At 62.5% G+C, this 15,493-nt stretch carries 6 protein-coding genes; 2 read left to right on the top strand and 4 right to left on the bottom strand.

Annotation, left to right across the window (positions count from 1 at the left end; genetic code table 11):
• Positions 1-14 precede the first annotated feature (14 nt).
• The 3 genes from ACA073_RS17935 to ACA073_RS17945 form a co-directional block, all read right to left on the bottom strand.
• The gene (locus ACA073_RS17935; RefSeq protein ID WP_497398269.1) at positions 15-9,257 is read right to left on the bottom strand and encodes an amino acid adenylation domain-containing protein; all 9,243 of its coding nucleotides are present in this window, start codon (positions 9,255-9,257) and stop codon (positions 15-17) included.
• Between the two features lie 254 nt (positions 9,258-9,511).
• Positions 9,512-10,246, bottom strand: a complete 735-nt coding sequence (locus ACA073_RS17940; protein WP_497398271.1) for a thioesterase II family protein — start codon at positions 10,244-10,246, stop codon at positions 9,512-9,514.
• Between the two features lie 168 nt (positions 10,247-10,414).
• A complete protein-coding gene (locus ACA073_RS17945; RefSeq protein ID WP_497398273.1) occupies positions 10,415-11,587 on the bottom strand; it encodes an MFS transporter in 1,173 nt (390 codons plus the stop codon).
• A gap of 360 nt (positions 11,588-11,947) precedes the next feature.
• Here ACA073_RS17945 and ACA073_RS17950 point away from each other — a divergent pair, with 360 nt between their 5' ends.
• Positions 11,948-13,774 carry a glycoside hydrolase family 15 protein gene (locus tag ACA073_RS17950; RefSeq protein WP_497398275.1) on the top strand — a complete coding sequence of 609 codons (1,827 nt, stop codon included), beginning with the start codon at positions 11,948-11,950 and terminating at the stop codon, positions 13,772-13,774.
• A 338-nt stretch (positions 13,775-14,112) separates the two neighbouring features.
• Positions 14,113-14,547: a hypothetical protein gene (locus tag ACA073_RS17955; protein ID WP_497398277.1), complete on the top strand. Its 435-nt coding sequence runs from the start codon at positions 14,113-14,115 to the stop codon at positions 14,545-14,547.
• Here ACA073_RS17955 and ACA073_RS17960 read toward each other — a convergent pair.
• The gene (locus ACA073_RS17960; RefSeq protein ID WP_497398279.1) at positions 14,478-15,479 is read right to left on the bottom strand and encodes a GlxA family transcriptional regulator; all 1,002 of its coding nucleotides are present in this window, start codon (positions 15,477-15,479) and stop codon (positions 14,478-14,480) included. The two genes, ACA073_RS17955 and ACA073_RS17960, sit on opposite strands and share 70 nt — an antisense overlap.
• Positions 15,480-15,493 lie beyond the last annotated feature (14 nt).

Consider the following 15,493-nt stretch of genomic DNA (forward strand, 5'->3'; position numbering starts at 1 on the left):
GCCGCCGCAATGAATCAGTCCACCGCGGTTTGCGCTGCCGGCGTGCCACGACGGCGCTTGATCGCCATGCGCCCACCCAGCAACGCCTTGCGTTGTTCGTTCAGGCGCGCATCGGCGCGGCGCTGCACATCCGTGGCCAGGTCCAGCAATTCGCTGACCGTCAGCTGGTCGGCGCGCAACAACGCTTGCAGTACCGCCTCGATTTGTTCGAACAGGCTTTCCAGCGTGCTCGGCAAGTACTGGCCGGCGGGTGTTTCGAAACTCAGGTGAATGTGTTCGGCCTCGTTGTAGAACGCAGCGACCATGCCGATCTCGGCGGCTTGCCGGCCCGACGGGAAGTCCTCGACCAACAAGCCGTCCATGGAGGGCAAGCGACCGACGCCTTCCTGATAGATCAGCTTGATGTCGAACAACGGCGAACGCCCGGCCCGACGCGGCAAACGCAACGCTTCCACCAATCGCTCGAACGGCAGGTCCTGATGGTCCGAAGCCTCCAGAACCGCGCGGCGACAGGCTTGCAACAGTTGCCCGGCAGCCTGGTCGGCATCGACCTCCACTTGCAGCACTAATTGGTTAACGAAGAAGCCGACCATTTGTTCAAGCTCAACTTGATTCCGGTTGGCGATATCGGTGCCGATGCGCACGCGGCTGACCTCGGTGCGCTGGCGCAGCACCAGGGTGAAGCCGGCCAATAGCACCATGAACAGCGACAATCCACGCTGTTGGGCGAAGTCGCGCAACTGCTGACTTAGCGTCGCGTTCAAGGTGAAATGTTGGCTCGCACCTTCCTGCGCCTGACGCTGATCGCCATCGCTCGGCAGCTCCAGAACTGCTTGCGGCTGGCCGAGGCGCGTGACCCAGTAATCGAGCTGACGTTGCAGCTCGCCGCCCTGCTCCAGCCACTGGCGCTGCCATTTGGCGAAGTCGGCGTATTGCACGGGGTGTTCCGGCAACTGCGCCACGCCGCCCTGATTGAGGGACGGGTAAAGCGTGACGAATTCATTGATCAAAATCCGGAACGACCAGTCATCGGCGGCGATGTGGTGCACCGTCAGCAGCAGCACATGCTCCTGATCCGCGACCTGCAACACCCGCACCCGCAGCAACGGCCCATTGCGCAAATCGAACGGCCGGGCGACTTCTTCACGGGCCCGTTGCGTGGCTTCGACGTCCGGCGCCGGCAAATGCCGCAAGTCGCTGGCGACGAAGTTCAACGGCAGTTCGGCGTGTACCCGCTGCCAGGCCTGGCCGTCTTCCTCATAGAACGTGGTGCGCAACACGGCGTGGCGTTGCACCAGGGTTTCGAAGGTTTGCTGCAACGCCGGCAGGTTCAACTCGCCGCGCAACCGCAAGGCGCCGGGCATGTTGTACATCGAGCTAACGGGCTCAAGGTTCCACAGGAACCACAACCGCTGCTGGGCAAAGGACAACGGCTGGCGTTCGCCGGAAAGGTCCGCCACCAGCGCCGGGCGTTCGCAGACATTGGCGTCGTGCCGCAGACCTTGCACCTGAGCCGCGAAATCCTCCAGGCGCGGGTGCTCGAACAGGCTACGCAAACTGACCGACAAACCCAGGCGCTGGCGAATCTGCGAGACGATCTGCGTAGCCAGCAACGAATGACCGCCCAATTCGAAGAAGCTGTTTTCGCGATCGACACGCGCAACCTGCAACACCTGCTGCCAGATCTGCGCCAGTTCAATTTCCAGCTCACCTTGCGGCGCGGTGCCGGCCACGGTTTCCCAGACCTCTGGCGCCGGCAGCGCCGCGCGGTCGAGTTTGCCGTTGCGGTTGAGCGGCAACGCGCTCATCACCACCAGTTGCGCCGGGAGCATGTAGTCCGGCAGGCGCTCGCCCAAAGCCTGGCGCACGGTCTCGGTCAGTTGACGCGAATCGGCGTTCGGCAACACCGGCACGACATAACCGATCAGTTGCTTGCCACCGACGCCTTCGTGCACCAGCACCGCGGCTTCGCTGATCATCGGCAAGCCTTGCAGGTGCGCTTCCAGTTCACCCAGCTCGACGCGGAAACCGCGAATCTTCACTTGGTGATCGATGCGTCCGAGGTACTCCAGCGCGCCGTCTTCGCGATACCGCGCCAGGTCGCCGCTGCGGTACAAGCGTGCGCCCGGTGTGGTGGAAAACGGATCGGCAATAAAACGCTCGGCGCTCAGCCCCGGACGCTGGTGATAGTGCTGGGCAATGCCGGCATCACCGCCGATGCACAATTCGCCCACGCAACCGGTTGGCAGCAGATGGCCCTCGGTGTCCAGCACGTACAGCGCCCGGCCCGGCAAGGCGCGGCCAATCGGCACGCCGATCAGATTGTGCGTGTCGGCCAAGGTGCACAGGTGAGTGCTGGAGACCACGGTGGCCTCGGTCGGCCCGTAGGTGTTGAGCAGGCGCACGTTGCCGAGACCGGCGGCATGCCAGAGCTTCAGACCTTCCAGCGACATGGCTTCGCCACCCACGTGGACCTGACGCAAGCGACCTTTGTCGCGCTGAGGCTGCGCGGCCCACTCCTGAGCCAGCAAATACCAATAGGCCGCAGGCAAGTCCGCCAACGTCACACCCTGTTCGATGATCTGCCGGTACAAGGTGTCGGTGTCCCACAGCTCATCGCCGCGCAACACCAGCGCCGCGCCCACGCACAGCGGCGGGTAGCACTGCTCGACAAACCCGTCGAAGCTGAACGTGGCGAATTGCAGCACGCGGTCTTCGGCGCTGAGTTGCGAATAGTCCGCCGCAATCACGCAAAACTCGCGCAGCGCGGCATGGGCCAGGCATACGCCTTTCGGCCGCCCGGTGGAGCCGGAGGTGTAAATCAGGTACGCGAGGTCTCCGGCACAGGCGAGGTTGACCGGGTTGGCCGTGGAATATCCGGCCAGCGACGCCGCCGTCAGCGCCAGACGCGGCAAGCCTTCGGGCAGTACAACATTGGCCAGCAGATCCGGTTGCGCCAGCAGCACGTCCATCCCGCTGTCTTCGATCATGTAAGCGAGGCGTTCGGCCGGGTAGTCCGGATCCAGCGGCACATAACCGGCGCCGGACTTAAGGATGGCCATGAGGCTGACGATCATCTGCGCATTGCGCCGCACCGACAGGCCGATCCGCTGCCCCGGCGCCACACCGTGCTCCCGCAGGCGATGGGCGAGCTGGTTGGCCTGGGCGTTGAGCTGCGCATAAGTCAGGCGTTCGTCGCCGACGATCACGGCCCAGGCATCGGGCGTGCGGGCCGCTTGCTGCTCGAAGCGTTGATGCGCCAGCAATGGACTGTCCAGCGCCGGCGCGGCGGGACGCGAGCCCAGCAACACCTGTTTTTTTTGCTTGGCGTCCAAGAGGGTGACGGCCCCCAGAACCTGTTGCGGCTGGGCGACGAATTGCTCCAGCACATGCAGCAGGTTCGATCCCAGCCGCTCGATCTGAGCAGTGCTGAACAAGGCCTGATCGAAACTGAATTCCAGACGCAGGCTGGCGCCGACTTCGATGCCGAGGGTCAGCGGGTAGCTGGTGATTTCGTGATTGCGCAGCGCACCGAAGGTCAGGCCCGCCGGTGCACCTTGTTTCAGCGCTTCGGCGACCGGGAAGTTTTCAAACACCAGCAAACTGTCGAACAGCGCGTTGCCCTGCTGCCCGGCCCAGCCCTGAATGTCGTAGAGCGGCACATGCTCGAACTCACGCAGTCTCAGGTTCAGCGCTTGCAATTCATTCAGCCATTGGCTGACCGGTTGCGAGGAGTGTGGCGTGGCGATGATCGGCAAGGTGTTGATGAACAGGCCCAACTGTTGCTCGATACCCGGCAACGGTGCGGAGCGGCCGGCAATCGTCGCGCCGAACGCCACGCACGATTGACCGGTGTAGCGCTGCAACAGCAGACCCCACGCGCCCTGCAACAAGGTGTTGAGGGTGACTTTTTGCTGTCGGGCGAAATCCGCCAGGCGCTGCATCGCGGCGCTTTCCAGCGTCAGGTGATGCTCGCCCATGCCACGCCCTTCGTCCGGCGCCGGCAAGGCGTGCGCCAGCAGTGTCGGGGTTTCGAGGTCCGCCAGCGCCTGCTTCCAGAACTGTTCGCCCGCCGTCAGAGGCTGCTGCTGAATCCAGCCCAGATAATCGCGGTATTGCCCCAGCGGTTTGGCCAGTGTTTGCCCGGCGTAATGCTGAATCACTTCGCCGAGCAACTGCGCGTTGCTCCAGCCGTCCATGAGGATGTGATGACTGGTGTAGATCAGGTGCCAGGCGTCGCTGCTTTGGCGCACCAGCATCAGGCGGAACAGCGGCGCGGCACTGAGTTCGAAACCACGGCTGCGCTCTTCGGCGGCCAGCGCACCGAGGTCGATATCGGCCGCCTCGATCACCTGCAATTGCAGGTCGATCTGGCGATGAATCACCTGATGCGCAGACTCCAGACCCAACCAATGGAAGCTGCTGCGCAGAATGTCGTGACGGTTGATCGCCGCCTGCCACGCCCGTCCGAAGGCCGCCAGTTCCAGCCCCTGAATATCCAGGCGCAGCTGATTGATGTAGGCCTCGGCCTGCGGCTCATACAAGGTGTGGAACAGCATGCCCTGCTGCATCGGCGTCAACGGATAAATATCCTCGATGGCCTGTGCCGCGACAGGCAAAGCGTCCAGCTGCGCCTGATTGATCCGCGCCAGCGGGAAGTCCGACGGCGTGACGTGACCCGCCGGCGTTGCGCAGCAGTGTTCGATCAGTGCGGTGAGTTCTTCGGTGTAGGCATCGGCCAGTTTTTGAACGGTGCTGTCGGCGAACATGTCGCGACTGAAGCCCCATTGCAGCGAGAGTTGACCGCCATAGACCTGGCTTTCCAGCGTCAGCCAGTTGGCCAGTGGCGCGTCGTCACCCTGGGCCTGGCCGCCACTTTCCAGCGCCGGTACAAACAGCGCGTCATCATCGAACTGGCGGTCGAACTGGCCGAGGTAGTTGAAGGTGATGCGCGGTGCCGGCAACCCTTGCATCGCTTCACGCTGAGCCGGCTCACCGAGGTAACGCAGCAGACCATAACCCAGGCCTTTATCGGGGATGGCGCGCAGTTGCTCCTTGATCGCCTTGATTGCGTTCGCTGAATCGGCCTGAGGTTGCAGGCGCACGGGGAACAGGCTGGTGAACCAGCCTACGGTGCGCGTCAGGTCGAGGTCGTCGAACAGGTCTTCACGGCCATGGCCTTCGAGCTGGATCAGTGTCGAGTCATTCCCGGTCCAGCGGCAGATCACCCGCGCCAGCGCCGTCAGCAGCAGGTCGTTGACCTGGGTGCGATAGGCCGCCGGAGCCGTTTGTAATAACTGCCGCGTCAACCCGGCGTCGAGCTTCGATTCGATTTTGTGACCGTGGCGATGCTGCAGGCTGCCCAGCGGATTTTCACACGGCAGGTCGCGGGCATCGGCGTGTTGCGCCTGCCAATACGGCAGTTGCTGGTCCAGCGTGCGGGCATGCGCTTGCAGGTGTTTGGCCCAGTTTTGGTAGGCGCTGGTTTTGTCGGGCAACGTTGCGGCGCTGCCATTCGCCAATTGCGCATAGGCCTGCTGGAGGTCTTCGAGCAGCACTCGCCAGGACACGCCGTCCACCGCCAAATGATGGACCGCCAGCAACAGACGTTGCGTGCCGTCGTCGAGACTGACCAGCAGCGCGCGCAGCAACGGCCCATCGGCCAGATCAAGGCTGCGTTGCGCTTCGTCGCACAAGGCCGATAACGCCTCGGTCGACGCCGCGTGCCGCTGCCACAGTTCCGCTGCTTCAACCGGCGATTCGTGACGCTGCTGCCAGCCATCGACACCCTTGGTGAAACGCAGACGCAAGGCATCGTGATGGTTGATTACCGCGACCAGCGCGGCTTCAAGTGCTTCAGGGTTCAGCGCCTCGCGTGGCGTCAAGAACAAGGACTGATTCCAGTGGTGCGGCTGCGCGATGGCTTGTTCGAAAAAGTAATGTTGCGCCGGGGTCAGCACCACCTCACCGCTGACCGGCCCTTGGTCGATGGCACTGCGGTTGTCGAACGCCGCCACCAGCGCGAGGCTGCGCACCGTCTGGTACTGGAACAGGTCACGCGGACTAAGGCGAATGCCGGCCTGACGGGCACGGCTGACCACTTGAATGGAGATGATCGAGTCGCCGCCCAGTTCGAAGAAGTTGTCGTCGATTCCCACACGTTCAAGCTTGAGCACGTATTGCCAGATCTGCGCCAGTGCCGTCTGCATGGCATCTTGTGGCGCGACAAACGCTTGTTGCGGCGCCGCGTCGGGTTGCGGCAGGGCCTTGCGGTCCAGCTTGCCGTTGGCGGTCACCGGCAAGGCATCCAGTGGCATCAGGTAGGTCGGCACCATGTATTCCGGCAAGCTACTCAGCAGCCAGGCCTTGAGGGTTTCTGGCCAGTGCGCCTCGGCGCTTTCCAGCACCAGGTACGCCACCAGATGCTTGCCGTCCTGCACCAGAACCACCGCCTCGCGCACCAGCGGATGCTGCATCAGGCGGGCTTCGATTTCCCCCAGTTCGATACGCAGCCCGCGCAACTTCACTTGATGGTCGAGCCGGCCGAGGTATTCGATCACCCCATCGGCACGCTGGCGCACCCGGTCGCCGGTGCGGTACAAGCGTGCGCCGTCATGGAACGGGCACGGCACAAAGCGCTCGGCCGTCAGCCCCGGACGGCGGTGATAACTGCGCGCCAGACCGGCGCCGCCCAGGTACAACTCCCCCGCCACGCCCGCTGGCACCGGCAGCAACTGAGCGTCCAGCACATGGGTGCGCAAATTGGCAATCGGCCGGCCGATGGGCACGCTGTCGGCACCTTCGTCAACGCAGGTCCAGTGGGTCACGTCGATGGCCGCTTCGGTCGGACCGTACAAATTGAACAATCCGGCGTTCGGTAGTTTGGCGAACACCTGTAGCTGGGCATCCAGTGGCAAAGCTTCACCGCTGCAGGCGATGCGTTTGAGGCGGGTGCAGGCTTCAACACCCGGCTCGTGGATAAACGCCTGAAGCATCGACGGCACAAAGTGCAAGGTGCTGATGCCGAACTCGCCGATGAGGCGGATCAACCGCGCCGGTTCGCGATGCGCGCCCGGCGGCGCCACCACCAGACGGGCACCGGTCATCAGCGGCCAGAAGAATTCCCAGACCGACACGTCGAAACTGAACGGGGTTTTCTGCAGCACCGAGTCGCTGTCGTCCAGCCCGTACGCCTGTTGCATCCAGCACAAGCGGTTGACCAGCGCCGCATGGCTGTTGCCGGCGCCCTTGGGTTTGCCGGTTGAGCCGGAGGTGTAAATCACGTAGGCCAGGTTCAGCGGATTCACCGCCACCTGCGGGCAATTTTCGCTGTAACCGTCCAGCCAGTCGTCATCCCGATCCAGTGCGATGACCTTGATGCCCTCGGTCGGCAGCGTGCCAACCAGGGCGTTTTGGGTCAGCAACACAGCAATCGCACTGTCTTCGATCATGTAGGCCAGGCGCTCCGCCGGATATTCCGGGTCGAGCGGCACATAGGCGCCGCCGGCCTTGAGAATCGCCAACAGGCCAATGACCATTTCCAGCGAACGCTCGACGGCGATCCCCACCAGCACATCAGGTCCGACACCCTGCTCGCGCAGGTAATGCGCCCATTGATTGGTGCGCGCATCGAGTTGTGCGTAAGTGAGCTGACGGTCGCCAAACACCAGCGCCGACGCCTCGGGCGTGCGCAAGGCTTGCGCGTGGATCAATTGATGAACGCATTGCTCGACGGGATAAACTTCGGCGGTGCGGTTCCAGTCGTGCACCAGCACCTGTTGTTCATCCGCCGCCAGCATCGGAAGCTCGCCGACCCGCTGATTCGAATCGACCACCATCGCCTGTAACAGCCGCGTCCAGTGCTGCGCCATGCGTGCGATGGTCGGTGCGTCGAACAGGTCGCTGGCGTAGGTCAGCGCGGCGTGCAGCTTGCCGCCCTTTTCATAGGTGTCGAGGGTCAGGTCGAACTGGGTGGTGCGCCCTTCCCACTCGATCGCGCCCAACACCAGGCCGGAGGCGGTGCTGATGCTGGACATGTCCGCAACCTGCGGCTGGTGGTTGTACATCACCTGGAACAGCGGCGTGTGGCTGAGGCTGCGTTCCAGTTTCAGCGCTTCGACCAGACGCTCGAACGGCAAGTCCTGATGGGCCTGGGCACCGAGGGCGGTTTCCTTGGTAGCGCGCAGCAAATCGTCGACGCGGGTCTGGCCATCGAGCTGTGTGCGCAGCACCTGAGTGTTGACGAAGAAGCCGATCAGGCCTTCGATTTCCGCACGGTTGCGGTTGGCAATCGGCACGCCGACGCGGATGTCGGTCTGCCCGGTGTAGCGATGCAGCAACGCATTGAACGCACCGAGCAACAGCATGAACAGGGTGATGTTGTGTTTCTGCGCGGTGGTTCGCAGTTGCTCGGCCAGTTGCGTGTCGACGGCGAATTCATAACGGGTGCCGCGATAGCTCGGCATCGCCGGGCGCGAGTGATCGGTGGGTAACTCCAGCACCGGGTGTTCGTCGCCGAGTTGCGCTTGCCAGTAATCGAGTTGGCGCGCCTGTTCGCCCGCCTCCAGCCAGCGGCGTTGCCACAAGGCGTAGTCGCTGTACTGGATCGGCAACGGCGCGAGTTGCGGTTGTTTGCCGGCCTCAAAAGCGTCGTAGCAGCGGATGAACTCGTCGATCAGCACGTTCATCGACCAACCGTCGGAAACGATGTGATGCAGGGTCAGCAGCAGGACGTGTTCCTGTTCGGCGAGTTTGAGCAACGTCACGCGCAGCAGCGGGCCGATGGACAGATCAAAAGGCAGCACCGATTGTTGCTCGGCCGCCTGAGCGACAGCGCTTTCACGATCAGTGGCCGGCAATGCGCTGAAATCCGCATGCTGGATGATCAGCGGCGCACTGGCTGGTACTTGCCGCAAAGTCTCGTCGGCCTGGCGCTGGAACACCGTGCGCAAGGTTTCGTGACGTTCCACGAGGCTGGTGAAGGCCTGCTCCAGAGCAGGCAGGTTCAGCTTTCCGGTCAGACGCACCGCGCCCGGCAGGTTGTACGCGCCACTTTGCGCGTCCAGTTGCCAGAGAAACCACATGCGCTGCTGGGCGTACGACAGCGCCTGGCGATCCTCGGCCTCGACGCCGGCAGGAATCGGAAACCGGGCGAAATCGATGCCTTCCTTTTGCAAGGCCGCAAGGAACATCTGGCGCTTTTCCAGGGGCAACCCGATAAACCGGCGAGCAAGTTTCAAGGAGTCTTCAGCATTCATTTCTAAGCATCCGGATCAGTGGCGGGAAGCACAAAGGCACGTCGTGCCTATAAAACGAATGCAGACCGGAAAAATTAGCGAATGAGAATAAGTATCAGGAGGGAGGTAGATCGCGGTCTGTGGGCCACAGAAAATCATTGTGGGAGCGGGCTTGCTCGCGAAAGCGGTGCATCATTCGACATTGATGTTGGCTGACCCACCGCTTTCGCGAGCAAGCCCGCTCCCACAGGGATGTAGGTGATCTTGAGATTGAGTCAGGCAGTAGCGGCCATGGCGTGCCGTCGACGGTGACCCTCGAGCTGATCCTTGATCACTCGCAACACCTTGGCTTCGTGTTCATGGATGAAGAAGTGACCGCCAGCCAGCATGTCCACGGAGAAACTGCCGTGGGTTTCCCTGCTCCAGCCGATCAGCTGTTCGGTGGTCGCGCGATCAGCCTTGCCGCCGAGCACGTGCACCGGGCATTTCAGCAGCGGACGCTGGATCGGCTCGAAACGGCCGCACAACAGGAAGTCTGCGCGCAGGATCGGCAGCGTCAGGCTCATCAGCTCTTCATTGGCCAGCACTTCTTCGCTGGTGCCATTGAGGGTGCGCAGTTGCTCGATCAGTTCGGCATCGGTTTTCGGGACGGCAAAACCCTGGTCGTAATCGGCACGCATGGTCGGCGCGGCCGTGCCTGAAGCGAACAGCGCCACCGGTTCCGGACATCCCAGCGAACGAAAGGCATGGGCCATTTCGCAGGCCAGCAACGCACCGAGACTGTGGCCGAACAGCGCGTACGGCGCCTTGAGCGTGGCTTTCTGTTCCTGCGCGAGTTGCAGCGCCAGGCGCCGCATGTCGGTGTGCAACGGCTCGCCGAACCGCGCGCCGCGCCCCGGCAGTTCCACCGGCTGCAACTTGAGCCACTCCGGCAGTTTGCGCCGCCAGCGGCTGTAGACCATGGCGCTCGCGCCTGAATAGGGCAGGCACAGCAATGTCAGCTGGGTCACCGGGCTTACCTCGAAAAGTTGTCTGTAAAGAGAACGGATGAGGCCGGTCTTGAATTAGTCAAAGATCCAAATGTGGAAGCGGGCTTGCTCGCGAATGCGGTGTGTCAGTCGACATCAACTTTGCCTGACACACCGCTTTCGCGAGCAAGCCCGCTCCCACTTGGATCTCTATTTCAGGTGGCGATAGCTTTGGATCGCAGACCCGAGCACCACAGCCCCCGCCGCAATCGCCACCCAGAACCCGCTGCGCGCCCCGAATGCATCCACCAGCCAACCCGAACTGGCAGCGCCAATCGCCACGCCGATGCTCAACCCGGTCACCAGCCAGGTCAGGCCTTCGGTGAGTTTGGCCGGCGGCACGATGCGTTCCACCAATGCCATCGCCACAATCAGCGTCGGCGCAAAAAACAGCCCGGCGACGAACACCGCCAGCGACAACCCGAGAATGTTGGTCGCCAGCAGCAACGGTAACGTGGTCACCGCCGTCGCCACCCCGCCGTACAGAAACAGTCGCGGCAACGGCACTTTCGAGCGCAACGCCCCAAACGCCAATCCGGCCAGGCATGAGCCAATCGCATACACCGACAACACAATGCTCGCCGCCGCCGGCTGCCCCTGCTGCTGGGCGAAAGCAACGCTGACCACATCGACCACGCCGACAATGGTGCCCAAGGCGACCATCAGCAGCACCAGCAACTGAATCTCGCCGGAACGAATGATCGAGCCTTGATGGTGTTCTTCGTGGGGATGAATCGCCGGCTCGGTGTCCCGTTGCAGGACGAACGCCGTGACGCCAATCGCCAGCATCAGCAACGCTGCCAACGGCCCCGCCTCGGGGAACGCCACCACGCACAAGCCCACCGACAGCGGTGGTCCGACAATAAAACAGACTTCGTCGAGCACCGACTCCAGGGCATAAGCGGTCTGCAATTGCGGCTCGCCGCGATAGACCTCGGTCCAGCGCGCCCGCACCATCGCCGACATGCTCGGCATGCACCCAGCCAGCGCGGCGAACAGAAACAGCGTCCATTGCGGCGCCTGTAAACGTGTGCACAGTAACACCAGCAACAACGCCCCACCGCCAATCAGTGCCGACACCGGCAAGATCCGGCGTTGCCCGAAACGGTCGACAAGACGCGAAACCTGTGGCGCGCAAAACGCCGTGGCCAAAGCAAACGTCGCCGCCACCGCGCCGGCCAGTCCGTAGCCGCCTTGCAGCTGCGAGAGCATGGTGATCAGGCCGATGCCGGTCATGGAAATCGGCATGCGCGCAATCATCCCGGCCAGCACAAAGGCTCGGCTGCCCGGGGCTTTGAACAGTTCGCGGTAGGGGTTGGCCATGGTTCGGGTCTCGACAAGGGCCTGCAAGTTGCCATAAGGCTGCTTAAGGGGAAAGGGTCGAATTGTTGGTTGAATGTGAAGGCCTCTTCGCGAGCAAGCCCGCTCCCACATTCGATCGCAGTCCTTCTGATATGACCCGGTCGAATGTGGGAGCGGGCTTGCTCGCGAAGGGGCCGGCAGGGACAACCTCCTTTTCCTCCAAATGAACTCTGCGCCGCCCAAACCAGTCAGCTAATTAAAGGCGCTAACGCTGATACAGATTTCCCTCGACCAAAAAGTCGCCCTGGTCACCGGCGCCAGTTCCGGCATTAGCCCTGTTCATCGACGGCGGCATGAGCTTCTATCCGGAGTTTCGCGGCAATGGCTGATCATCATCCCGAACGACAAAGCGCCATCGACGCCCACGGCATCGTCGGCGACATGCGCAGCGCGGCACTGGTCAACGACAAGGGCAGCGTGGATTTTTTCTGCTGGCCGGAATTCGACAGCCCGTCGATCTTCTGCTCGCTGCTCGACACACCCGAGGCCGGCATTTTCCAACTGTCGCCGGACCTGCCCGACGCCCGCCGCGAGCAAATTTATCTGCCTGATACCAACGTGCTGCAAACCCGCTGGCTCAGCGACAGCGCGGTGGTCGAGGTCACCGACCTGCTGCCGATCGGCGACAGCGAAGATAATCTGCCGGTGCTGATGCGTCGGGTTCGGGTGGTCAGCGGTCAGGCGACGTTTCACCTGCGCTGCGCCGTGCGGCATGACTATGCTCGCGCCAAGACTCGCGCGCGCCTGGATGAAAAGGACGTGGCGTTCGAGGCAGCCGATCAGCCGTCCATGCGCTTGTCTTCGGACCAGGAATTGCGTGTCGAGGGCGACGCAGCGGTGGCCGAATTCACCCTGAAACAGGACCAGGGCGCGCAGTTCCTGCTGGGCGGTTTCGACGATCCTCGCTTCAAGCAAGGTGCCGCAGATTTGTGCCTAGAGCGCACGCTGAAGTTCTGGCGCGACTGGACCAGCCAGTCCAACTACCGCGGTCGCTGGCGGGAAATGGTCAACCGCTCGGCCCTCGCGCTAAAACTGCTGACCTCGCGCAAACACGGGGCGATCCTCGCGGCCGCGACCTTTGGCTTGCCGGAAACGCCCGGCGGCGAACGCAACTGGGACTATCGCTACACCTGGATCCGCGACGCCTCGTTTACCGTTTACGCATTCATGCGCCTGGGGTTTGTCCAGGAAGCCAACGATTACATGCGCTGGCTCCGCGGGCGGGTCAGCGATTGCCACGGCAAAGCGATGAAACTCAACATTCTCTACGCTATCGATGGTCGTCAGGAATTGCCGGAAACCGAACTCTCGCACCTGTCCGGCCATGGCGGCGCCTTGCCGGTGCGCATCGGCAACGGTGCGTACGATCAGGTCCAGCTCGACATCTTTGGCGAGCTGATGGACGCGGTGTACCTGGTCAACAAGTACGGCGACGCCATCTCCCATGAAGGCTGGAAACACGCGGTGGAAGTGGTCGATCAGGTCTGCGAAACCTGGCAGCAAAAAGACGTCGGCATCTGGGAAATGCGCGGGGAGCAGCATCATTTTCTGCACTCTCGATTGATGTGCTGGGTGGCGCTGGACCGGGCGATTCGCCTCGCCTCCAAACGCTCCCTGCCCGCCCCGTTTGCCCGTTGGGACCAGACCCGTCAGGCGATCCACGCCGACATCTGGGAAAACTTCTGGAACGAAGAGTGCGGGCATTTCATCCAGCACATCGGCGGCACTGCGCTGGATGGTTCGATGCTGCTGATGCCGTTGGTGCGCTTCGTCAGCGCCAAGGATCCGCGCTGGCTCGCGACCCTCGATGCCATCGAAAAAAACCTGGTGCGCGATGGCATGGTTTACCGCTATCGCAATGACGACGCCCGGATTGATGGCCTCGATGGCACCGAAGGCGCCTTTGCCGCGTGTTCGTTCTGGTATGTCGAATGTCTGGCCCGGGCCGGTCAGGTGGAAAAGGCGCACCTGGAGTTCGAACAACTGCTGCGGTACGCCAATCCACTGGGGTTGTATGCCGAAGAACTCGACAGCCATGCGCGGCATCTCGGCAACACACCGCAAGCGCTGACGCACCTGGCGCTGATCAGCGCGGCATGTTTTCTGGACCGGAAATTGAGTGGGGAGAAGAATTACTGGCAGCCTTGAAACCGCGTTGCCCCCTTCGCGAGCAAGCCCGCTCCCACAGTGTTCAATGATGTTCACACAATAGTGATCACGCTGAAGATCCAATGTGGGAGCGGGCTTGCTCGCGAAAGAGGCATCAGCCAGACACAAGGCTTAAAGGTTTAACGCAGGGCTAAAGAACCGGTGGGCAATGTAAGCCAGAATCCTACAACCACTAAACAAAACCCGATAGCCGACGCGCAAAAAATCATACCAACACCCGAAAATACTCTGTTGCCACCCGTTACATCCCCACCTACCATCGACCCTCAACGGGCACAGCGGAGCTGTCCAACAAAACCCGAATTCAAGGAACCCGAATGACCCAGCGCATCCACCGCAGCATCGACACCCCGCTCCGCTCAGGCCTGAACCGCGATGAACTGTGGGAAGGCCCGGACAAAGGCCTGATCAAATGCTGGGAAATCGGCCGCCAACGCGCCGCACGCTTCCCCGAACTCGCCCAACAATGCCTGGCCGGTGAACTGCCGGTGCTGGGCTGGAAAGGTGGCGTCAGCCGCAGCCTGAAGAAACTCGAAAAGTACGGATCACTCAAGTACCTCGCCCAGTGGCAGGGTTTGCGCGGGGAAGATCTGGAGGTTGATTTGGGCGAAGAGCGGGCGTTGACCTGCTCGCGGACCAGGATGGTGGTGACGTTTACGCCGGATCGGGCGAAGTATTTTAATCAGGTAGTAGATACGGAAAGCTCAGGGGAAGGGACGATGGGAGAACTGACCGAAAACCGCTCGCGATAGGCTTGCGGCGTCACGCCCATGGCGCGCTGGAAACTGCGCCGCAGTGTCTCTTCACTGCCAAACCCGCATTGCACCGCCACCCGTTTGATCGGTACGCCGGTGTCGCTGAGCAGGCGTCGCGCAGTTTCGACCCGAATCAGTTCGATGGCCCGCGCGGGCGTCTGGCCGGTGTCGGTGCGGTAGTGGCGGACGAAGCTGCGTTCGCTCATGCCCGCCTGTAGCGCCAGGGTGGGAATACCCAGATCCATGGTGAGATTTTCGCTGATCCAGGCATGAAGATCGTCAAAACGACTGCCTTCCTTTTGCAACGACAAGGTCACGCTGAACTGCGACTGGCCGCCCGGCCGTTTCAGAAAAACCACCAATTGCTGCGCCACTTCCAGCGCCATGGTGCGACCGAGGTCAGCTTCGACCATGGCCAGCGCAAGGTCGATGCCGGCAGTGACTCCGGCCGAGGTCCACACCGGGCCGTCATTGATGAAAATTGGATTGGGCTCGACCCGCAGTCGTGGATGTCTCTGCGCCAACTGCTCACAACGCGTCCAGTGCGTAACCACCCGACGGCCATCGAGCCAGCCACTGGCCGCCAGCAAAAACGCCCCGGTGCACACCGATGACACTCGACGGCATCCCGCCGCATGCTCACGCACCCACGCCACCAGCGCCGCATCCTCCGCCGCCGCGTAAACGCCCCAGCCGCCGGCAATGATCAAGGTGTCGCTGCCCTGCCCGGGCAACGGTTCGGCCAACAGCGCCAGCCCGGCCGACGACATCACCGCCCCGCCGCCGCTGGCAATCACCGTCGGCGCGTAAGGCGGTGGCAAACCTTTCTGGCGGGCAATGTCGTTGGCCGAGGCGAATACTTGCAACGGCCCGGTGACGTCGAGCAGTTGCACGTTGGCGAACGCGAGCACATGAATGGTCTTGGGCATGTTTGGCGTAATTC

The sequence above is a fragment of the Pseudomonas sp. LBUM1670 genome (assembly GCF_059695695.1).